The sequence below is a fragment of the Streptomyces sp. NPDC002867 genome, assembly GCF_053591895.1.
In genome coordinates, this window is sequence record NZ_JBSFUR010000006.1 from 203,127 (window position 1) to 224,303 (window position 21,177).

The following is a 21,177-nucleotide window of genomic DNA, read 5'->3' on the forward strand; positions in this document are numbered from 1 at the left end:
CCGATGCGTACGCTCTGTGCATCCACCCTGATCGGCGAGTTCTTCGTGATCGGCTTCGCCGGTCTCGTCGCGATGAAGTCGGACGGCGCGTCGATGGCCGCGGTGTGGACGGTCTGCGGGATCGCGATGCTGCTCTCGGTGCTGCTGTGCGGCATGATCACCCGGCCCGGTGGGATCCAGCTGGGCTGGGCGCTCCAGATCGCGCTCATCGCGAGCGGTTTCGTGGTGCCGGCCATGTTCTTCCTCGGCGCGCTGTTCGCCGGCCTGTGGTGGGCCTCGGTGTTCTACGGTCGCAGGATCGACGAGGCGAAGGCCCGGTGGGAGGAGCAGGCCTCGGCAGGGCCTGACGCTGCGTAATCGCGGGCGGCTTTCGCCCTGTAGCCTCGTCAGTGCCTGCTGTCCGGTTGGGACGCGGCAGGCCCTGAATCCGCACCTGAAGGAGCCCGTACCGTGAGTCAGCGCACGCTCGTCCTGCTCAAGCCCGACGCCGTACGACGCGGCCTGATCGGCGAGATCATCGGCCGCATCGAGGCCAAGGCGGGCTGGACCATCAGCGCGCTGGAGCTGCGCACGCTGGACCAGGACATCCTGGAGCAGCACTACGGAGAGCACAAGGGCAAGCCCTTCTACGAGCCGCTGGTCGCCTTCATGTCCTCCGGCCCGGTCGTCGCCCTCGTCGTCGAGGGCGAGCGCGTCATCGAGGGTGTACGCCAGCTGGCGGGACCGACCGACCCGATCGCGGCGGCTCCGGGCTCCATTCGTGGCGACTTCGGCACCATCGTCCGGGAGAATCTCATCCACGCCTCGGACTCCGAGGAGTCCGCCATTCGGGAGCTGAAGATTTTCTTTCCCGGACTTTCCTGACGCGACGTCAGCCGAACAGCGCTCATGACCTGGGGCGACCGAAGGAATTTCGGTCGCCCCTTGGCATAGGCCGGGCCATTGCGGGAACGCATCGCTCCGACACATCGTCACGATAAACAGAGGTGGACCAGCGCGCGGTGTCCGCGGGGACGGCACTACGATGTAAGCCTCACGCCACATCACCCACCTCGCCGTCCTGAAAAGCCATCAACGCTCGATTTGGGAAGGCCAGACGAATCCTCATGGGGAACAACATGTCGTTCATCGGCCGTGACATGGCTGTCGACCTCGGGACCGCCAACACGCTGGTGTACGTCAGAGGCCGGGGGATCGTTCTCAACGAGCCGTCCGTCGTCGCGATCAACACCAACACGGGCGGCATTCTCGCGGTCGGCGCCGAGGCGAAGAAGATGATCGGCCGGACGCCGGGCAACATCGTTGCCGTCCGGCCGCTGAAGGACGGCGTCATCGCCGACTTCGAGATCACCGAGCGGATGCTCCGCTACTTCATCCTGAAGATCCACAAGCGCCGGTACCTCGCCCGTCCGCGCGTCGTCGTCTGTGTTCCCTCCGGTATCACCGGCGTCGAGCGCCGTGCGGTCATCGAGGCGTCGACGCAGGCCGGCGCCCGCCAGGTGCACATCATCGAGGAGCCGATGGCCGCGGCCATCGGCTCCGGACTCCCCGTCCACGAGGCCACCGGCAACATGGTCGTCGACATCGGTGGCGGCACCACCGAGGTCGCCGTGATCTCGCTCGGCGGAATCGTCACGGCACAGTCCATCCGCGTCGCCGGCGACGAGCTGGACAACGCGATCATCCAGCACATCAAGAAGGAGTACTCGCTCCTGCTCGGTGAGCGCACCGCCGAGAACATCAAGATCACCATCGGTTCGGCGTACGAGATGGACAAGGACGAGCACACCGAGATCCGCGGCCGCGACCTCGTCTCCGGTCTGCCCAAGACCGTCGTCATCTCCGCCGCGGAGGTCCGCAAGGCCATCGAGGAACCGGTCAACGCGATCGTCGACGCCGTCAAGACGACGCTCGACAAGTGCCCGCCGGAGCTGTCCGGCGACGTCATGGACCGCGGCATCGTCCTCACCGGCGGTGGCGCACTGCTGCGCGGCCTCGACGAGCGGCTGCGCCGCGAGACGGGCATGCCGATCCACATCGCCGAGGACCCCCTGGACTCGGTGGCGCTCGGATCCGGCAAGTGCGTCGAGGAGTTCGAGGCGCTCCAGCAGGTGCTGGACGCCCAGCCGCGTCGTTGACCTGGAGGCGGCGTCCGGCAGCGGCCGGGCCCGCATCCGCCGTTCGGGGGCCCGCGGGGCCCCCACAAGGGGGTCCTTCCGCCTCCGCCCCAGGCGAAGGACCGTTGCTCCACCGACATCACCATTCCGACGAGGAAGGCACGGCCGCCGCACGTGAGGGACACACGAGAGAGCCGGCTGCTCCTGGTGCTGCTGATCGCCATCGCGTTCGCCTTGATCACGGTGGACATCCGCGGCGGTGAGGAGTCACCGGTCGACGGAGCCCGGCAGGCCGCGGCCACGGTCTTCGGCCCGGTCGAGAGCGGTGTCGCGGCGGCCGTCGCACCGATCGGCAACGCCATCGGCGCCGTACGCGACTCCGGCGAGCGTCACGACCGCATCAGCGAGCTGGAGCGGGAGAACGCCGAGCTCAAGCAGCGGCTCGGCAGCGACGACCGCAACCGCAGCCGGCTGCGCGAGCTCGACGGCCTGATCAGGACCGCGGCGGCCGGACAGTACGGGATCAAGGGCGCCGAGGTCATCGCCATAGGAGCGGCGCAGGGCTTCTCCTGGACGGTCACGATCGACATCGGCGCCCAGGACGGCATCAGGCGCGACATGACCGTCGTCAACAGCAACGGACTCGTCGGCCGCGTCACCACAGTCGGCCCCAGCACCTCCACGGTCCTGCTCGCCAACGACCCCGACTTCACCGTCGGCACGCGGATGGAGAAGACCAACGAGCTGGGCTTCGCGACCGGTCAGGGCGACCGGCCGCTCCTGGTTCAGCTGCTCAACGGCAAGTCCAAGGTGAAGAAGGGCGACCGGCTGGTCACCTTCGGCTCGCAGGGCAACAAGCCGTTCGTGCCGGGCGTCCCGGTCGGCGAGGTCATCCGCGTCGACCCGTCGGGCGGCGACCTCACCCGGAACATCTACGTCCGCCCGTACGCCGCCTTCAGCAGGCTCGACATCGTCGGCGTCGTCGTCCAGGCGCCGAGCAGCGACCCGCGCGACATGGTGCTCCCGCCGAGGCCCGCGAAGCCCAAGCCGACGCCCACCGTCACGGTGACCGTCACACCCGGTGCCGACGGCGAGACGGAGGACGGCCAGGCCCTGGACGAGCAGACGCAGGACAACGGGCAGGCGCAGGACACCGGACAGGATCCACCGGGCGACAACGCCGCCGATGTCCCGGACGACGAGTAACAGGAGCTGATCCGCCCATGCGCTTCAACCGGATGCTGCTCTCCGCGACCCTGGTCGTGGTCGCCCTCGTCATCCAGGTCACCGTCCTCGCCCGCCTCCAGCTGCCCGGCGCGGTCCCGGACCTGATGCTGCTGACCGTCCTCGGACTCGCCATGGTCTACGGCCATGTCGCGGGTGCCTTCATCGGCTTCGGCGCCGGCCTCCTCGCCGACATCGCGCCGCCCGCCGACCACGCGGCCGGCCGCTACGCGCTCGTCCTGTGCGTCATCGGCTACCTCGCCGGCCTCATCCGGCCCGACAACGGGCAGCAACTGCGCTCCGCCACCGGCCCGATGGTCGTGGTCGTCGCCGCCGCGATCGGATCCACCCTGCTGTACGCGGGAGTGGGCGCCCTCGTCGGCGACACCGCAGCCCGCCATGTCGGCCTCGGCAGCCTGCTGTTCACCGCAGCCGTCTACGACCTGATCCTCGCGCCCTTCACCGTGCCGCTGATCATGTGGCTCGCCAGACGCAGCGACAACGACCCGCTCGCCGAGAGCCAGAGCAGCAACGCCACCGACGTCGCCTCCGGCTGGCTGACGTCGGGCACCGGCCTGCGGATCGGCTCCCAGCGCAGCGGACTGCGGATCAGGGCGGCGAGGACGCGGGCGGCACGAGCCGGACGCATCAAAGGCGTGAAGCGACTGTGACCGAGGGGGCAGCAGCGTGAGCAACATTCCGGAGACCGGGCGGACCCCCCGGGTCCAGGTCCGGCTCGTCATCATCCAGGTACTCGTCTTCTCCCTCCTGCTCACCCTCGGCGGCCGGCTCTGGTACCTCCAGATCCGCAACGGCGACGAGTACGCCGACGAGGCCAGCGGCAACCACGTGCAGCGGGTCGTCTCACCCGCCGTACGCGGCTCGATCCTCGACGCCCGCGGCGTCCCGCTCGCCGACAACGAGACCCGCCTCGTGGTCTCCGCCTCGCGCACCGAGCTGATGAAGATGAAGGACGACGGGAAGGCCGTCCTGACCCGGCTCGCCGGTGTCCTCGGCATGAAGCCGAAGGAGGTCATGGACAAGGTCAGGCTCTGCGACTCCAAGACGCCGCAGCCCTGCTGGAACGGATCCCCGTACCAGCCGATCCCGGTCACCGACGAGGCCACCACGCAGCAGGCGCTGCGGATCCGGGAGAGTTCCGAGGACTTCCCCGGCATCACCGCCGAACCCACCGCCGTGCGCCGGTACCCCGCACCCGGCAAGGCCCGCACGTCGCAGGTGCTCGGCTACCTCTCGCCGGTCACCGACGAGGAGATCCAGAAGGCCAAGGACACCGACTCGCCGCATCTGCGCTCCGACCAGGTCGGCCGCTCGGGCCTGGAGCGCACCTACGACAAGCAGTTGCGCGGCAAGGCAGGCGTCACCTCGTACGAGGTCGACAAGCTCGGCCGGGTCATGGGCCAGACGGAGTCCGACCCGGGCGTCCCCGGCTCCAACGTGATCACCAGCATCGACGCCCGGGTCCAGGGCGTCGCCGAGCACGAGCTGCACCAGGCGATGAAGACCGTCCGGCAGGAGACCGACAAGATCACCGGCCGCAAGTACGAGGCCGACGCGGGCGCCGTGGTCGTCATGGAGTCCAGGACCGGCCGCGTCATCGCGATGGCATCGCAGCCCGACTACGACCCCAACGCCTGGGTCGGCGGCATCTCCGCCAAGGACTACGCCAAGCTCACCGGCAAGGGCTCCAACTACCCGCTGCTCAACCGGGCCATCCAGGGCCAGTCACCCGCCGGCTCCGTCTTCAAGGTGGTGTCGGCGAGCGCGGCCGTGCGGGCGGGCTACCCCTTCGACGACCGTTACAACTGCACCAGCTCCTACAGCATGGGCAACCGGAGCTTCGCGAACTTCGAGTCCAAGGGGCACGGCCCCATCACCCTCGGAGACGCCCTCAAGTTCTCCTGCAACACCGTCTTCTACCGTCTCGGCCACCAGGAGTGGCAGCGCGACGGCGGCCTCAACCCCAAGAAGAACGCCCACGACTGGTTCTACCGGACCGCCCATGACTTCGGGTTCGGCTCGGAGACCGGCATCGACCTGCCGAACGAGGTCGTCGGCCGTATCCCGGACCGGCAGTGGAAGAAGAGCTTCTGGGAAGCCAACAAGGACGTCTGGTGCAAGCAGGGCAAGAAGGGCGGCACCTACGTCCAGCAGATCGCTTATGAGAGCTGCCTCGAAGGCAACCAGCTGAAGGCCTTCGACAGCATCAACTTCGCCATCGGCCAGGGCGACGTCCTCATCACGCCCATCCAGCTGGCCACCGCCTACGCCGCCATCAGCAACGGCGGCACCCTCTACAACCCCACCATCGGCAAGGCCGTCGTCAGCCCCGACGGCAAGAGGGTCGAGGAGATCGAGCCCAAGCCCCACGGCAGGCTGCCGGTGGACGCCGAGACCATCAGCGACCTCGACAAGGGACTGCGCTCCGTCGTCGAGCCCGGCGGCACCGCCGCCTGGCGGTTCGGCGGCTGGCCGCAGGACAAGATCCCGATGCGCGCCAAGACCGGCACCGCCCAGGTCTACGGCAAGCAGACCACCTCGTGGTTCGCGACCTACACCGACGACTACACGATCGTCATGACGATCTCCCAGGGTGGTACGGGCTCCGGCGCGTCGGGCCCCGCCGTGCGCAACATCTACGACGCGATGTACGGCCTGGACAAGGAGGGCAACCAGGACCTGAAGAGGGCCCTGCTTCCCCAGCCGCAGAAGGGCCTGCCCAAGATCTTCCCGGACGGCTCGATCGACGCCCCGGAGATCAGGCCCTACGTTCCTCCGAAGCCGAAGGACCCCGAACCAGCGCTCGCGGGCTCGCCCGCACGGAGGGACTGAGAGATGACAGGCGCAGGCGGTTTCTCCGTCTCCGGATACGGCCCCGAGCGCGGTGGTCTGTGGACCCGCCTGAGTGCGCGCGACTCGATGGCGCGCAGGCTCGACTGGCCGCTGATGTGCTCGGCGATCGCCCTGTCCGTCGTCGGCACCCTGCTGGTGTGGTCGGCGACCCGAGGGCGCACCGAGCTCAACCACGGCGACCCGTACCACTTCCTGGTCCGGCACAGCCTGAACATCGGCATCGGCTTCGCACTGATGGTGGGCACGATCTGGCTGGGCCACCGCATGCTGCGTGGCGCGGTGCCCGTGCTCTACGGACTGTCCGTGGTGCTCGTGCTGCTGGTGCTCACCCCGCTCGGCGCCACGATCAACGGCGCCCACGCCTGGCTCGTCATCGGCGGCCTGTCGCTCCAGCCGTCCGAGTTCGTGAAGATCACGATCATCCTCGTGATGGCGATGATGCTCGCCGCCCGTGTGGACGCGGGCGACCAGCTCCATCCCGACCACCGCACGGTCGCCAAGTCGCTCGGCCTCGCGGTCGTGCCGATGGCGATCACCATGCTGATGCCGGACCTCGGCTCCGTGATGGTCATGGTCGTGATCGTGCTCGGCGTCCTGCTCGCCTCGGGCGCCTCCAACCGCTGGATCCTCGGCCTCATCGGCGCGGGCGCCGCGGGGGCGGCCCTGGTGGCCGCGCTCGGACTGCTCGACGAGTACCAGATCAACCGCTTCGCCGCCTTCGCCAATCCCGAACTCGACCCCGCCGGCGTCGGCTACAACACCAACCAGGCACGGATCGCGATCGGTTCCGGCGGACTGTACGGAGCCGGGCTGTTCAACGGCCACCAGACCACGGGGCAGTTCGTGCCCGAGCAGCAGACCGACTTCATCTTCACGGTCGCCGGCGAGGAACTGGGCTTCCTCGGCGCCGGCCTGATCCTGGCGCTGCTCGGCGTCGTGCTGTGGCGTGCCTGCCGCATCGCGCGGGAGACGACCGAGCTGTACGGCACGATCGTCGCGGCCGGGATCATCGCCTGGTTCGCCTTCCAGTCCTTCGAGAACATCGGCATGGCGATGGGCATCATGCCGGTGGCCGGCCTGCCGCTGCCGTTCGTGTCGTACGGAGGCACGTCCATGTTCGCGGTCTGGATCGCGGTGGGCCTGCTCCAGTCGATCCGGGTCCAGCGCCCGATAAGCGCATAGCCCGATGGGGAGGGGGACGGCCCCCGGTCGTTCCCCGGCCCGGCAGGTCCGTGGAGGGCCGGGCGTACGCGCGTTCACCGGCGGTCTGCCGCCGCGGCGCGCGGGCGACTAGATTCGTGGCATGGCGGACACCAAGCGCGAGATCGAGCGGAAGTACGACGCCAGCCCCGACACCCGGCTGCCGGATCTGACACAGGTGGCCGGAGTCGCCGGCGTCCGGGAGCGAGGCGTCGACGAGCTCGACGCCGTCTACTACGACACGGGTGACCTGCGGCTCGCGGCGGCCTCCGTCACCCTGCGGCGCAGAACCGGCGGAGCCGACGCCGGCTGGCACCTCAAACTGCCCGTCGCCCCCGGCGTCCGCGACGAGATCAGCGCGCCCCTCTCCGACGACGTCCCGGGCGAACTCGCCGCGCTCGTGCGCGTGTACACGCGCGAGGCCGCGCTCGATCCGGTCGTCCGCCTGCGCTCCGTCCGCGCCGTGCGCCACCTGCTCGACGCCGACGGCGCCCTCCTCGCCGAGCTCAGCAGGGACGAGGTGCACGCCGAACGGCCGCCGGGCGGCGACGGCGTCGTCCGCTGGGACGAGATCGAGGTCGAACTCGCCGACGGCGGCGACCCCGCGTTCCTCGATGCCGTCGACAAGAAGCTCCGCAAAGCCGGAGTGCGCAGGTCCACGGCGCCGTCCAAGCTCGCCAGGGCCCTCGCCGGCACCGGCGCCGCCCCGGCGCCGCGCCCCGAAGGGCCCACCCCGCGCACCGCCGGCGACCACATCCTGCGCTACCTGCGGGAACAGCGCGACGCGCTCGTCGCCCACGACCCCGGCGTCCGCCGGGACGTGCCCGACGCCGTGCACCAGATGCGCGTCGCCACCCGGCGGCTGCGCAGCGCCCTGCGCACGTACCGGAAGATCCTCGACCGCGATGCCACCCGGCCCGTGATCGACGAGCTCAAGTGGCTCGCCGCGGAACTCGGCGTCGCACGTGACCAGGAGGTCCTCGCCGAGCGGCTCCGGTCCGGCATCGGCGCGCTGCCCGACACCCTGGTGCTCGGACCGGTCGCCGCGCGCCTGAAGGCATGGTCGGTCGCCGGGGAGGCCGAGGCCCGCGGCACGGCGGTCGCCGCCCTCGACAGCGCGCGCTACCTGGCCCTCCTCTCCTGCCTCGACGCCCTGCTCGCGAGCCCTCCGCTGCTGAAGGCCGCCGGCAAGGCGGCCGACGCCGCGCTGCCGGACGCGGTGCTGAAGGAGTACGACCGGCTGTCCCGCCGCGTCGAGCACGCCCTCGCCCTCCCCGCCGGCCAGGAGAGGGACGTGGCCCTGCACGACGCGCGCAAGGCCGCCAAGCGGGCCCGGTACGCGGCTGAGGCGGCGACGCAGGCGCTGGGCCGCCCGGCGCGGCGGTTCGCCAAGCGGATGAAGGCCGTGCAGAAGGTCCTCGGCGACCACCAGGACAGCGTCGTCGCCCGCCGGGCACTGCGCGACCTGGCGATCGCGGCGAACGCGGCGGGCGAGCCGTCGTTCACCTGGGGCCTGTTGTACGGCCAGGAGTCGGCCCGCGCCACGGAGCGCGAGGCCGAGCTGCCGCAGGTGTGGGAGCGGGCGACGTCCCCCGGACTGCGGGCGGATCTGACCGGCTGAGCGTCGGGGTACGCTTGATGGTCACCCCCTGTCCGCTCACGAGAGACACCACGATGCCTGTCGAGTCGGTCTTCCCACGCCTGGAAGCGCTTCTCCCGCATGTCCAGAAGCCGATCCAGTACGTCGGCGGAGAACTCAACTCCACCGTCAAGGACTGGGACGCCTGCGACGTCCGCTGGGCGCTCATGTACCCCGACGCGTACGAGGTCGGACTCCCCAACCAGGGCGTCATGATCCTCTATGAGGTACTGAACGAGCGCGAGGGCGTGCTCGCCGAGCGCACCTACAGCGTGTGGCCGGACCTCGAGGAGCTGATGCGCGAGCACCGCGTCCCGCAGTTCACCGTGGACAGCCACCGCCCGGTCAAGGCGTTCGACGTCTTCGGGCTCAGCTTCTCCACCGAACTCGGCTACACCAACATGCTCACGGCGCTCGATCTCGCGGGCATACCGCTGGAGTCGAAGGACCGCACGATCGACGACCCGATCGTGCTCGCCGGCGGACACGCCGCGTTCAACCCCGAGCCGATCGCGGACTTCATCGACGCGGCGATCGTCGGCGACGGCGAGCAGGCCGTGCTCGACATGACCGAGATCATCCGTGCCTGGAAGGCGGAGGGCCGGCCCGGCGGCCGCGAGGAGGTCCTGCTCCGCCTCGCGAAGACGGGCAGCGTCTACATCCCCGCGTTCTACGACGTCGAGTACCTGCCCGACGGCCGCATCGGCCGTGTCGTGCCGAACAGGTCGGGCGTGCCGTGGCGGGTGTCCAAGCACACCGTCATGGACCTCGACGAGTGGCCCTACCCCAAGCAGCCGCTGGTCCCGCTCGCGGAGACCGTCCACGAGCGGATGTCCGTCGAGATCTTCCGCGGCTGCACCCGCGGCTGCCGCTTCTGCCAGGCCGGCATGATCACGCGCCCCGTACGGGAGCGAAGCATCACCGGCATCGGCGAGATGGTGGACAAGGGCCTCAAGGCGACGGGCTTCGAGGAGGTCGGCCTGCTCTCCCTGTCCTCCGCGGACCACAGCGAGATCGGCGACATCGCCAAGGGCCTCGCCGACCGGTACGAGGACGACAAGATCGGCCTGTCCCTCCCGTCGACCCGTGTCGACGCGTTCAACGTGGACCTGGCCAACGAGCTGACGCGCAACGGCCGCCGGTCCGGCCTCACCTTCGCCCCCGAGGGCGGCTCCGAGCGCATGCGCAAGGTCATCAACAAGATGGTCTCGGAGGAGGACCTGATCCGCACCGTCGCCACGGCGTACGGCAACGGCTGGCGTCAGGTGAAGCTGTACTTCATGTGCGGCCTGCCGACCGAGACCGACGACGACGTGCTCCAGATCGCCGACATGGCGGCGAACGTCATCGCCAAGGGCCGCGAGGTCTCGAAGTCCAACGACATCCGCTGCACGGTGTCGATCGGCGGCTTCGTGCCCAAGCCGCACACCCCCTTCCAGTGGGCGCCGCAGCTGTCGGCCGAGGAGACGGACGCGCGGCTGGAGAAGCTGCGCGACAAGATCCGGGGCGACAAGAAGTACGGCCGCTCGATCGGCTTCCGCTACCACGACGGCAAGCCGGGCATCGTCGAGGGCCTGCTCTCCCGCGGTGACCGCCGCGTCGGCGCCGTCATCCGCGCCGTCTACGAGGACGGCGGCCGCTTCGACGGCTGGCGCGAGCACTTCTCGTACGACCGCTGGATGGCCTGCGCCGAGAAGGCGCTGCCGGAGTTCGGCGTCGACGTCGACTGGTACACGACGCGTGAGCGTACGTACGAGGAGGTCCTGCCCTGGGACCACCTGGACTCCGGTCTCGACAAGGACTGGCTCTGGGAGGACTGGCAGGACGCGCTCGACGAGACCGAGGTCGAGGACTGCCGCTGGACGCCGTGCTTCGACTGCGGTGTGTGCCCGCAGATGGACACGCACATCCAGGTCGGTCCGACGGGCAAGAAGCTGCTGCCGCTGACCGTCGTCAAGTAGTGCTCGATTAGTGCTCGATCCCCCCGGCTCGGGGGAGGGCCCGGCCACAGGGGAGACCCTGCGGCCGGGCCCTCGTTCGCTGCGGGCGGGAAGCGGGGGCCGGGGGACCGGATCCGGACGGGGCCCTGCTGCGTCCTGTCCTGCATGGAGTACGAGAAGCCGCCGACGGCGGATGTGCGGCAGCGGTACGGCGCGGTCGAGGAGTACGAGCCCGGGGACGGCTGCCTCGCGCAGGTCATCCGGATCCCGCTGCGGATCGTCGTCGTGCTCCTGGTCGTCCCCGTCCGCATGGTCTGGGACGTCCTCGCCGTCTGCGGGCGGGCGCTGCACCGGAGCCTGCTGCGGCCGGCCGGCCGCGCGCTCGCCCGGCTGGGCAGCGCCGTCCTGCGCCATGTGCTGATCCCGGTCGGCAAGGCGCTGTTCGTGTGGCCGTGGGTGGCGCTGTGGCGCTACGTGGTCGTGCCGGTGGTGACGTACGGACTCGTCGTCCCGGTCGTGTGGCTGTACCGGCACGTGCTGACCCCGCTCGGCCGCGGCATCGCGTGGGCCGTGGCGAACCTGCTGGTCGCGCCGTTGGTGTGGATGGTGGCGAACCTGCTGGTCGCCCCGCTCGTGTGGCTGCACCGGCACGTTCTCGCCCCGCTCGGGCGCGGCGTCGCGGCCGTCCTCGGATGGCTCGGCAAGGCGCTGTTCGTGTGGCCGTGGGTGGCGCTGTGGCGGTACGTGGTCGTGCCGGTGGTGACGTACGGGCTCGTCGTCCCGGTCGTGTGGATCTGCCGGTACGGGCTGGTCCTGCCCGCCGAGTGGCTCTACCGGCACGTGCTCACCCCGCTCGGGCACGGCATCGTTCGGCTCCTCGTCCACCTGGTGGTGGCGCCGGCGGCCTGGGTGTACCGCTACGTCCTCGCGCCGATCGGCAGGGAGACCGTCGCGGCCCTCCGGCTCGCGTGGCAGTTCGCCGGGTACGTGTCGCGTGCCGTCGGCCGGGGGCTGAAGTGGCTCGCGTGGAACCTCGCGGGCCGTCCGGCGCGCTGGTTCTACCGCGGTGTGTGCACGCCCGTCGGGCACTTCGTGCGCGACGCCGTCTGGCGCCCGGCCGCACGGGCCGCCGTCGAGACCGGACGGACCGTGCGCGCCGCGTTCGCCTCGGCGCGTCTGACCCTGCGCCGGGCCCGCCGCGACGCATGGCGCGCCCTGGGCGGCGGGACCGTGTACCCGGAGCCCGCGACTCCCATGACGGGCGCGGCGCGCCGGGCGCGTAACCTGGGTGATACGCAACAACCACAGACCGTTCCCGGCGTGGCGGCCGAGACCGAGATCTCCCTGCGCAAGCAGGGGTGAGCCGGCCGGCCCCGAGGGAACCCCCCACGTCCGAGGGCGGCGCGCCACCCGCGCCCGCTCCGCACCGAGGAGAAGAACCACTGGGCAAGCGACAGCCCGAAGGCCCGCCGCCCGCACCTGCGGTGCAGCGCATCCGTCTGCGCTACACCAAGCGCGGCCGCCTCCGGTTCACCAGCCACCGTGACTTCCAGCGCGCCTTCGAGCGTGCGCTGCGGCGCGCCGAGGTGCCCATGGCGTACTCGGCGGGCTTCACCCCGCACCCGAAAGTGTCGTACGCCAATGCCGCACCCACCGGCACGGGCAGCGAGGCCGAGTACCTGGAGATCGCCCTCACCGAGCACCGCGACCCCGACAAGCTGCGCGAGCTGCTCGACGAGTCGCTGCCGGACGGACTCGACATCACCGACGCCGTCGAGGCCCGCACCTCGGGTCTGGCCGACCGGCTCACCGCGTCCGTGTGGGAGATGCGGCTGGACGGCGTCGAGCCGCAGACCGCCGAGAATGCCGTGACCGCGTTCCTCGCCGCCGAGACGGTCGACGTCCAGCGGAAGACGAAGAACGGCATGCGGACCTTCGACGCGCGGGGTGCCGTCGCCGACCTGCAGGCGGGTCGTCCCCAGCCTGATAGGCCGGGAGAGGGGCCCTGTGCGATACTGCGGCTGGTTGTTCGGCACGTGACACCTGCCGTACGACCCGACGACGTCCTGTCCGGTCTCCGAGCTGTGGCCGACCTGGCGCCGCCGGTCCCCGCAGCGGTGACCAGGCTGGCGCAGGGGCTCTTCGACGAGGAGTCCGGCACGGTGACCGACCCGCTCGCGCCCGACCGCGAGGCAGCCCCGGCCGCTCCACCCATGGCCGCCGGGACAGCCCCTGCGACGGCGCCGGAAGGTCCCGCCGCGTAAGGACGGTCGTCGTAGCGCGGCTCTGGACACTCGGGAGCCACCTGAGCCGGGCCGCGCATTGACACAGAAGACTTTCGCCAGGCCGTACGTACATCGCGTAGGGAACCGGCGAGCCAGACATCAGCTCCCGTGCGGCGCCCGCGCCCCGGACGGCGGCACCGCGCACATCACGCGGGCCGCGGCCGGACCGGACCAGGCGCGGCGCCCGGGAGCGCGACGGGAGAAATGCCCGCATGCTCGAGCCGATCGGATCCGGCGCTGCCGGAGACAACAACCAAGAACACATCACCCCCAGCGACACGCTGCCGCCGCGCCGCAGGCGCGCCGCGTCGCGTCCCGCCGGGCCGCCGGGCGCGGCGGACACCGCTGCCCTGAGCGAGGCCGCCGACACCGCTGCCGCCGTTACGGCGGAGAGCCCCGAGGCCGCTGCCCCGGAGGCCGCCGCAGAGGCCGCAGACGCGGCCGCGCCGCGCACCCGACGCGCCACGCGCAAGGCGACCGCTCCGGCGGGCGCGCCCGAGGCCGCGGAGCCGGCCGCGGACGAGTCCGAGGAGACGCCCGCGCCGCGTACGCGCCGCCGCGCCACCCGTAAGGCCACCGCGCCTGCTGCCGCCCCGGCGCAGGCGGAGGCCGTTCCGGCCGAGGCCGAGGCCGAGGAGGCCACCGAGACCCTTGAGGCCGAGGAGACCGCCGAGCCGGTCGTCACCGCCGAGGCCGCCGCTCCTCGCCGCACGCGGCGCCGGGCGTCCGCCCCGGCCGGTGCGCCCAAGGCCGCCGAAGCGCAGGAGGACCAGCCCACGCTGGCGGAGGCCGCCCAGGCCGTCGTGCCCGCTGTGGCGGGCGTCTCCGCAGTGGTGGGCGAGAGCGCCGAGGCTCCCGCGCCGCGTACCCGTCGGCGTGCGACGCGCAAGGCGACGGCTGCGGCCGGTGCGCCGCAGGTCGCGGAGACCGAGTCGGCGGAGGCTCCGCAGACCGCGGCCACGGCCGTCGACACGGAGGCGGAGGCCCCCGCGCCGCGTACCCGCCGCCGTGCGACGCGCAAGGCGACGGCTCCGGCCGGCGCCCCGGAAACCGCCGAGGCCGCCGACACCGCTGCCGCCGTTCCGTCGGCGGAGGCCGCCGAGCCCGAGGCCGCCGAGGTGGCCGCGCCGCGCCGCCGCCGTCGTGCGTCCGCCCCGGCGGGTGCCCCGAAGGCGCCGGCCGCCGAAGAGGTCCGGGCCGAGACGGAGGAGCCCGCCCCGCGTACGCGCCGCGCCGCCCGTAAGGCCACCGCGCCCGCCGGTGCCCCGGCCGCCGCCGAGGCCGACGAGCAGGCCGCCGAGGCGGGCGAGAGCCTGCCCGAGAGCGCCGTCGAGCAGATCGCCGCCGCCGAGGCGCAGGTCGCCGCCGCGGAGAAGGCCGCCAGCCGTGGCCGCACGCGCCGGCGTGCCGTGTCGCCCGAGTTCACCACCCCGCAGCAGCGGGCCGCCGCACCGGCCGATGAGGCCGAGGCGCCCGCGCGCGGCCGCCGTGCGCGACCCGCCGTGCCCACCTTCCAGGCCCCGGTCTTCGCCGAACCGATGTTCCAGACCCCGGAGACCGCCGCGGCCGCCGCTGCCGCTGCCGCGAGCGCCCCGGAGCCGGAGGAGGAAGAAGAGTTCGCCGAGGCGGTCACCGAGACCGCGGCCCCCGAGCAGCCCGCGGGCCGCCGTCGCCGCCGTCGCCGCGGCGAGCCCGCCGAGCCCGTCGAGACCCCCGCCGCCGAGGCCGTTCCGGCCGAGGAGGAGGCCGAGCCCGAGCAGGCGGAGGCCGCGCAGGGCGAGGAGGCCGACGAGTACGAGGACCGGCCGTCGCGCCGTCGCCGCCGCGGGGGCCGTCGCCGCCGCCGCGGTGAGGCCGCCGACGTGGACGAGTCCGTGGAGGAGGAGGCCGAGGAGGCCGAGGCCGCCGCCGAGGAAGCGGAGGAGGAGGCCGAGGACGAGGACGAGGCCGGCACGCCGTCCGCCGCCGGGACCAGCAGCAGCCGCCGCCGCCGTCGCCGTCGCCGTCGCAGCGGTGACGCGGCCGGCGAGCCCGAGGCCGCCGACGAGGACGGCGTCCCTACGGTCGTCAAGGTCCGTGAGCCCCGCAAGAAGGAAGAGCCGAGCGACGAGGTCCAGTCCATCAAGGGCTCGACCCGTCTGGAGGCGAAGAAGCAGCGTCGCCGCGAGGGCCGCGAGCAGGGCCGCCGCCGGGTGCCGATCATCACCGAGGCGGAGTTCCTGGCGCGCCGCGAGGCCGTCGAGCGCGTGATGGTCGTCCGCCAGAGCGGCGAGCGCACCCAGATCGGCGTCCTCGAGGACGACGTGCTCGTCGAGCACTACGTCAACAAGGAGCAGGCCACCAGCTACGTCGGCAACGTCTACCTGGGCAAGGTGCAGAACGTCCTGCCGTCCATGGAGGCCGCCTTCGTCGACATCGGCAAGGGCCGCAACGCCGTCCTGTACGCGGGCGAGGTGAACTTCGAGGCGCTGGGCATGGCCAACGGCCCGCGCCGTATCGAGGCCGCCCTCAAGTCCGGCCAGTCGGTGCTGGTCCAGGTGACCAAGGACCCGATCGGTCACAAGGGCGCCCGCCTGACCAGCCAGGTCTCGCTGCCCGGCCGCTACCTGGTCTACGTGCCCGAGGGCTCGATGACCGGTATCAGCCGCAAGCTGCCCGACACCGAGCGCGCCCGGCTGAAGACGATCCTCAAGAAGATCGTTCCCGAGGACGCGGGCGTCATCGTGCGCACCGCCGCCGAGGGGGCGAGCGAGGACGAGCTGCGCCGTGACGTCGAGCGTCTGCAGGCGCAGTGGGAGGAGATCCAGAAGAAGGCGAAGAGCGGCAACGCCCCGACGCTGCTCTACGGCGAGCCGGACATGACCGTCCGGGTCGTCCGCGACATCTTCAACGAGGACTTCTCGAAGGTCATCGTCAGCGGTGACGAGGCGTGGGAGACCATCCACGGCTACGTGTCGCACGTGGCGCCCGACCTGGTCGACCGCCTGCAGCGGTGGACCAGCGAGGTCGACGTCTTCGCGGTCAACCGGATCGACGAGCAGCTGATGAAGGCCCTGGACCGCAAGGTCTGGCTGCCGAGCGGCGGCTCGCTGGTGATCGACAAGACCGAGGCCATGGTCGTCGTCGACGTCAACACCGGCAAGTTCACGGGTCAGGGCGGCAACCTCGAGGAGACCGTCACCAGGAACAACCTGGAGGCGGCCGAGGAGATCGTGCGCCAGTTGCGGCTGCGCGACCTGGGCGGCATCGTCGTCGTCGACTTCATCGACATGGTGCTGGAGTCCAATCGGGACCTGGTCATGCGCCGGCTCCTGGAGTGCCTGGGCCGCGACCGCACCAAGCACCAGGTGGCCGAGGTGACGTCGCTGGGTCTGGTGCAGATGACCCGCAAGCGGGTCGGCCAGGGGCTGCTGGAGTCGTTCTCGGAGACCTGTGTCCACTGCAACGGGCGCGGTGTGATCGTGCACATGGAGCAGCCGTCCGCCGCCGGTGGCGGTGGCGGCAAGCGCTCCAAGAAGCGCGGCCGCGGGGGTGCGGCCGCGGAGCACGAGCACGTCGAGCCGCAGGCCGTGGCGGTTGAGGAGCCGGAGATCGAGACGGAGGAGGAGGTCGCCGCCGAGGCGGCCGCCCCGGTCGCGCTCGAGGAGCCGGCCTTCGCGCCCGACGAGGAGCTGTACAGCAGCGTCGCGGAGGCCGAGGCCGCCGCGTCGCGCGGCCGTGGCCGCCGCCGGGCGACCCGCAAGGTGTCGGCTCCGGCGGGTGCGCCGAAGGCGGCGGAGCCGGCGGTGGTGGCGGTGCCCGAGCCGATGCCCGAGCACGCGCCCGCGGCCACGCCCGAGCCGGAGGCTCCCGCCGAGCCGGCTCCCACGGGCCGTACGCGCCGTCGCGTCACGCGTCAGGTGTCGGCCCCGGCCGGCGCTCCGGCTCCGGCCGAGGTGACGGTGGCCCCGGCGGTGAAGCCGGAGCCGGAGCCCGAGCCGGAGGCCACGGCCGTGTTCGCTGAGGAGGCGCCGGTCGCGGCTCCGCCGCGTGCCCGCCGCCGGGTGACCCGCAAGGTCACCGCCCCGGCCGGTTCGCCGTCGGGTGCCGAGGAGGCCGCGATCGTCGTGGTCGCCGCGGAGCCGAAGGCCGCCGAGCCCGAGCCGACGGCCGCCGAGCCCGAGGCGGAGGAGCCGGAGGCCGCACCGGTGGCCAAGAAGGCGGCCCGCAAGACGGCCAAGAAGGCCACGGCGAAGAAGGCCGCGACCAAGAAGACGGCCGCGACCAAGAAGACGGCCGCGAAGAAGACGACGGCCAAGAAGGCCACGGCGAAGAGGGCCACGAAGAAGACGGTGGCGGCTGAACAGACGCCCCCGTCGGTCTCCGCGACCACGTCCGAGGACTAGCCACCTCCCGACGCGGCCCGCCCCGGTTCGACCGGGGCGGGCCGCGTCGGCGTTTGCGGGGAGCATGCCGCGTGACCTGCGCCCGCAGAGGCCGCGCGCATGGGCCGGTGCGGTGCGGTGCCCGGCCTGGTCGCACACGCCCTCTGTGCACGCCGGTCGCGCGGGCCGCGCGTGCCCCCGCTGAGGGCGCGCATGCGACGGTGCGATGCGGGGTTGCCCGCTCCTCGTCGCGCACGCCCTCTGTGCACGCCTCGAGGGCCGTGGGCGCGAGGGCCGAGGTGGCGCCCACCGTCCCGGTCCGGCCGGGTCTCAGGGGTTGTTCGGCCGGCGCACGCGCGCCGCCTCACGCAGTACGCACGCAGCAGGGCCCGTGGCACCGGTTCCCCGGTGGCACGGGCCCTCCGCGTACGACGGGCGCCCCGTCGTCAGGTCAGCGCTTGCCGGACGTCAGCGCCTTGAAGCGCTTCAGCACCGCCTTCACGATCGCCACTCGGCCCACACGCAGCACCAGCTTGTTCCGCTTCTTCGCCACGGCCGCGTAGCGCGGGACGCCGCGGCTGATCCAGCGCGTGTTGGTGAGGGCCGACTGCGGCCCCACCGGCTTGGACCAGCCCTTGCCGCGCTGAGACGGCAGCCACAGCGACACCGTCCAGGAGCCGGTGGCGAGTCCCTCCAAGGAGACGCTGGCCGTGAAGGCGCTGTCACCCGTCGGAGTGACCGGCACCGTCACGGACCTGCCGCCGTCGCCCTCCAGCCGTACGCCCAGCGCGCCCGCCGGCATCCCGGCGAGCTTCCAGCTGCCGCTGACCTCCAGCTGCGAGGGGATCGTGGTCGACCAGCGGGTGCCCTCGATGCGGAGCTTGTCCGCGACCTTGTGCTTGTTCTCGCCCACGTCGAGCGTCAGGTTGCTGTACGGCTGCGTGTAGTACAGCGCGGCCGCGAAGTTCTCCTCGCCGTCGGCGACGACGTACGTCTGCGGCGTGGTGGCCACCTCGGGCAGGCGCTTGTGGCCGAAACGGATCTCCTTGACGACGTCCTCGACCCGGACGGCGACGAAGACGTCCCACAGGCCCTTGGGGAGGCGGCCGCCGTCGACCGCCTTCGTCAGGTCGATCTCGGCGGCGAAGCCGGCCTGCGGGTAGCGGTACTTCCCGGCGTCCTCCTTGCCGGCGCCGAGCTCCGGCGTGGCCACGACCGTCGTCGGGAAGCGGTGCTCGGCCTTGGTGTCGCGCTCACGCAGCACCAGCTCCGTGCTGGTGGGCACGTCCTGCGGGACGCGCCGCAGGTAGGCGTGACCGGTCATCCTCAGCACGCCGTCCTCGATGCCGACCGAGTCCAGCCGGTGGCGGTCCTGGAGCGCCGCCGTGACGTCGTAGATCTCGTCCGGGATGCCGCGCTCGGCGTCGCGGAAGAACGGCAGCAGGGTGTAGGCGCGGTCGCCCTCGACGAGGATCCCGGGCTGCTCGCCGCTCGAGCGGTGCCGCCGGTCGACCTTCTCCAGCTCGATGGACTCCTGGAGCATCCCGCGCTGGATGAGCTCGCACCGCAGCCGCGTGATCGCGTTCACCCTGGCCTTGAGCGAGTCCGGGTAGGACCGCTCCAGCAGGGCGCGCAGCTGCTCGTAGTTCTTCTGCTGCAGCTCCGGGTCCGACTCCCTGGCCAGGTGGATCAGGGCGTGGAACATGTCGATCGACAGGTGCCGGTTCATCAGGCCGTCTCGGTCGGGCCCGGCCGGGACGTGCTTCTCGACCAGGTCGACCATCAGCTCCAGCACCTTGATGCGGCTGTCGGCGCCGCGCGTGGAGGTGGTGATGTTGCCGCCGTCGTCGCGCTTGACGATGTACAGGCAGTCGTAGTCGGCGACGACCGAGATGCCGTCGGCCTTGAGGTAGAGCATGCCGGTGAAGAGCTGATCTTCACAGGTCTTGTACCCGAGGGGGAAGCGCAGCTTGTGCTGCTCGATCAGCTCGCGCCGGATGAGCTTCAGCGGGTTGAGCGCCCAGTAGACGCGGGAGTTGAAGACGTCGGTGCGGGGCTGGTTGCGTACGAACATCGAGGCCGGCGCGCCCCGCCCGTTGACGCCCTTCATCTTGCCGAGCACCACGTCGGTCTTGTTCTTCTCGGCCATCGCGAGCATGCGCTCGAGGGCCTCCTCGCCGAGGTAGTCGTCGGCGTCCAGGAAGAACACGAACCTGCCCCGCGCGTGGTCCAGGCCCTTGTTGCGAGGGGCCGAGGGGCCGCCGGAGTTCTCCTGGTGGAACACCTGGAACAGGCCGGGGTACTCCTCGGCGAAGCGTTCCAGTTCCTTGCCGGTACCGTCGGTGGAGCCGTCGTTGACGGTGATGATCTCCAGGCGGTCGCGCCCGATCGACTGCTCGACCACGGAGGTCAGGGTCTTCGTGAGGTACGGCATGGCGTTGTAGGCGCCGATGATCACCGAGATGTCAGGCGTGGTGGTCAAAGCTCGTCGTCCGTTCCGCGTGCAGCCCGAGCGCTGGTCGCTGCTCAGCCGCAGCCCCCCCGGTCGACTCGATGGCCGTTATTGAGGTGTTCAGAGGAAAGTCCGCACCAATCCTACAAACGCTGCATGCATGTGGAGGCACTGTAACCGTCACGTTTCGGTGACAGGTGGGTGCCAGCGGGTTTGAACAGGGCCGGTTTGACCCGCCGCAGGCAGGTCCGTAACCTTGTCCTTCGGCGTGTTTCCCTATGCGCCCATCCCTGAGCACCTTCCTCCCGGTCCGCCGGGAGAGGCCGCTCGTCCATTCCGGATCGTCTCGGGCCCCGCGCCCGTGTGAGCGGCTGGCATCAGGGGTTCCGTTCCGAGCGAGAGAGAGATCCGCGTGTACGCCATCGTGCGCAGCGGTGGTCGCCAGCACAAGGTTGCTGTCGGCGACATCGTTGAGGTTGACAAGATTTCCACCGCCAAGGTTGGCGACACGGTCGAGCTCTCGACCCTGCTCGTTGTCGACGGCGACGCCGTGACCAGCGACCCGTGGGTGCTGGCCGGTATCAAGGTCACGGCCGAGGTCGTGGACCACCACAAGGGCGCGAAGATCGACATCCTTCGCTACAAGAACAAGACCGGCTACCGCCGTCGCCAGGGTCACCGTCAGCAGTACACGGCGATCAAGGTCACGGGCATCCCCACGGCTGCGAAGTAAGGGACTGAGGAGAGATGGCACACAAGAAGGGCGCATCGTCCACCCGGAACGGTCGCGACTCCAACGCTCAGCGGCTCGGCGTGAAGCGCTTCGGCGGTCAGGTCGTCAACGCCGGTGAGATCCTGGTCCGCCAGCGTGGCACCCACTTCCACCCCGGTGCGGGCGTCGGTCGTGGTGGCGACGACACGCTGTTCGCGCTGCTGCCGGGCGCGGTGGAGTTCGGTACCCACCGTGGCCGCAAGGTTGTGAACATCGTTCCGGTCGCCTGATCGGATCTTTCGCGAGGGGCGGACCTCACTTCCCGGACCGGGAAGCGGGTCCGCCTTTCGTGTGTTGAGAGACAGACATT

Annotated in this window: 15 protein-coding genes; 14 read left to right on the top strand and 1 reads right to left on the bottom strand. The window is 71.3% G+C overall.

Translation table 11 applies throughout. The features are described 5' to 3' along the window. Positions 1–3 precede the first annotated feature (3 nt). From ACWD0A_RS08360 to ACWD0A_RS08415, 12 genes are all read left to right on the top strand, one after another. Positions 4–357 carry a DUF4233 domain-containing protein gene (locus ACWD0A_RS08360; protein WP_177150820.1) on the top strand — a complete coding sequence of 118 codons (354 nt, stop codon included), beginning with the start codon at positions 4–6 and terminating at the stop codon, positions 355–357. 93 nt (positions 358–450) lie between these two features. After that, the gene (gene ndk / locus ACWD0A_RS08365) at positions 451–864 is read left to right on the top strand and encodes a nucleoside-diphosphate kinase (RefSeq protein ID WP_451295848.1); all 414 of its coding nucleotides are present in this window, start codon (positions 451–453) and stop codon (positions 862–864) included. Between the two features lie 254 nt (positions 865–1,118). After that, the gene (locus tag ACWD0A_RS08370) at positions 1,119–2,138 is read left to right on the top strand and encodes a rod shape-determining protein (protein ID WP_451295959.1); all 1,020 of its coding nucleotides are present in this window, start codon (positions 1,119–1,121) and stop codon (positions 2,136–2,138) included. Between the two features lie 153 nt (positions 2,139–2,291). Beyond that, a complete protein-coding gene (gene mreC, locus ACWD0A_RS08375; protein ID WP_451295850.1) occupies positions 2,292–3,323 on the top strand; it encodes a rod shape-determining protein MreC in 1,032 nt (343 codons plus the stop codon). A gap of 17 nt (positions 3,324–3,340) precedes the next feature. Beyond that, positions 3,341–4,012 (top strand): rod shape-determining protein MreD, encoded by a 672-nt coding sequence (gene mreD, locus ACWD0A_RS08380; RefSeq protein ID WP_451295852.1) that lies wholly within the window; start codon positions 3,341–3,343, stop codon positions 4,010–4,012. 16 nt (positions 4,013–4,028) lie between these two features. Next, complete coding sequence (mrdA, locus tag ACWD0A_RS08385; RefSeq protein ID WP_451295854.1) at positions 4,029–6,194, top strand: penicillin-binding protein 2; 2,166 nt, start codon at positions 4,029–4,031, stop codon at positions 6,192–6,194. 3 nt (positions 6,195–6,197) lie between these two features. Continuing rightward, the gene (gene rodA / locus ACWD0A_RS08390) at positions 6,198–7,397 is read left to right on the top strand and encodes a rod shape-determining protein RodA (RefSeq protein WP_451295856.1); all 1,200 of its coding nucleotides are present in this window, start codon (positions 6,198–6,200) and stop codon (positions 7,395–7,397) included. Between the two features lie 121 nt (positions 7,398–7,518). Then, complete coding sequence (locus tag ACWD0A_RS08395) at positions 7,519–9,036, top strand: CYTH and CHAD domain-containing protein (protein ID WP_451295858.1); 1,518 nt, start codon at positions 7,519–7,521, stop codon at positions 9,034–9,036. 53 nt (positions 9,037–9,089) lie between these two features. Further along, positions 9,090–11,015, top strand: a complete 1,926-nt coding sequence (locus tag ACWD0A_RS08400; RefSeq protein WP_451295860.1) for a TIGR03960 family B12-binding radical SAM protein — start codon at positions 9,090–9,092, stop codon at positions 11,013–11,015. Positions 11,016–11,159: 144 nt separating this feature from the next. Beyond that, a complete protein-coding gene (locus ACWD0A_RS08405; RefSeq protein ID WP_451295862.1) occupies positions 11,160–12,356 on the top strand; it encodes a hypothetical protein in 1,197 nt (398 codons plus the stop codon). A gap of 122 nt (positions 12,357–12,478) precedes the next feature. Next, entirely contained in the window at positions 12,479–13,258 is a 780-nt protein-coding gene (locus tag ACWD0A_RS08410; protein ID WP_451295864.1) for a TIGR03936 family radical SAM-associated protein, read from the top strand. Positions 13,259–13,491: 233 nt separating this feature from the next. Next, positions 13,492–17,664, top strand: a complete 4,173-nt coding sequence (locus ACWD0A_RS08415; protein ID WP_451295866.1) for an Rne/Rng family ribonuclease — start codon at positions 13,492–13,494, stop codon at positions 17,662–17,664. A 430-nt stretch (positions 17,665–18,094) separates the two neighbouring features. On the opposite strand, the gene ACWD0A_RS08420 is transcribed toward ACWD0A_RS08415, so the two are convergent. After that, entirely contained in the window at positions 18,095–20,125 is a 2,031-nt protein-coding gene (locus ACWD0A_RS08420; protein ID WP_451295868.1) for a glycosyltransferase, read from the bottom strand. A 382-nt stretch (positions 20,126–20,507) separates the two neighbouring features. On the opposite strand from ACWD0A_RS08420, the gene rplU reads away from it, so the two are divergent. Both rplU and rpmA read left to right on the top strand, forming a co-directional pair. Further along, positions 20,508–20,828: a 50S ribosomal protein L21 gene (rplU, locus tag ACWD0A_RS08425; protein ID WP_114036861.1), complete on the top strand. Its 321-nt coding sequence runs from the start codon at positions 20,508–20,510 to the stop codon at positions 20,826–20,828. A 14-nt stretch (positions 20,829–20,842) separates the two neighbouring features. Next, entirely contained in the window at positions 20,843–21,097 is a 255-nt protein-coding gene (rpmA, locus tag ACWD0A_RS08430; RefSeq protein WP_030779398.1) for a 50S ribosomal protein L27, read from the top strand. The last annotated feature ends 80 nt before the right edge of the window (positions 21,098–21,177 follow it).

What these genes read in the sequence shown, in the direction of transcription:
- ACWD0A_RS08400 (WP_451295860.1), top strand. Translation starts at nt 9,090, where the DNA reads ATGCCTGTCGAGTCGGTCTTCCCACGCCTGGAAGCGCTTCTCCCGCAT.
- ACWD0A_RS08395 (WP_451295858.1), top strand. Translation starts at nt 7,519, where the DNA reads ATGGCGGACACCAAGCGCGAGATCGAGCGGAAGTACGACGCCAGCCCC.
- rpmA (WP_030779398.1), top strand. Translation starts at nt 20,843, where the DNA reads ATGGCACACAAGAAGGGCGCATCGTCCACCCGGAACGGTCGCGACTCC.
- ACWD0A_RS08370 (WP_451295959.1), top strand. Translation starts at nt 1,119, where the DNA reads ATGTCGTTCATCGGCCGTGACATGGCTGTCGACCTCGGGACCGCCAAC.
- mreD (WP_451295852.1), top strand. Translation starts at nt 3,341, where the DNA reads ATGCGCTTCAACCGGATGCTGCTCTCCGCGACCCTGGTCGTGGTCGCC.
- rodA (WP_451295856.1), top strand. Translation starts at nt 6,198, where the DNA reads ATGACAGGCGCAGGCGGTTTCTCCGTCTCCGGATACGGCCCCGAGCGC.
- ACWD0A_RS08405 (WP_451295862.1), top strand. Translation starts at nt 11,160, where the DNA reads ATGGAGTACGAGAAGCCGCCGACGGCGGATGTGCGGCAGCGGTACGGC.
- ACWD0A_RS08415 (WP_451295866.1), top strand. Translation starts at nt 13,492, where the DNA reads ATGCTCGAGCCGATCGGATCCGGCGCTGCCGGAGACAACAACCAAGAA.
- ACWD0A_RS08360 (WP_177150820.1), top strand. Translation starts at nt 4, where the DNA reads ATGCGTACGCTCTGTGCATCCACCCTGATCGGCGAGTTCTTCGTGATC.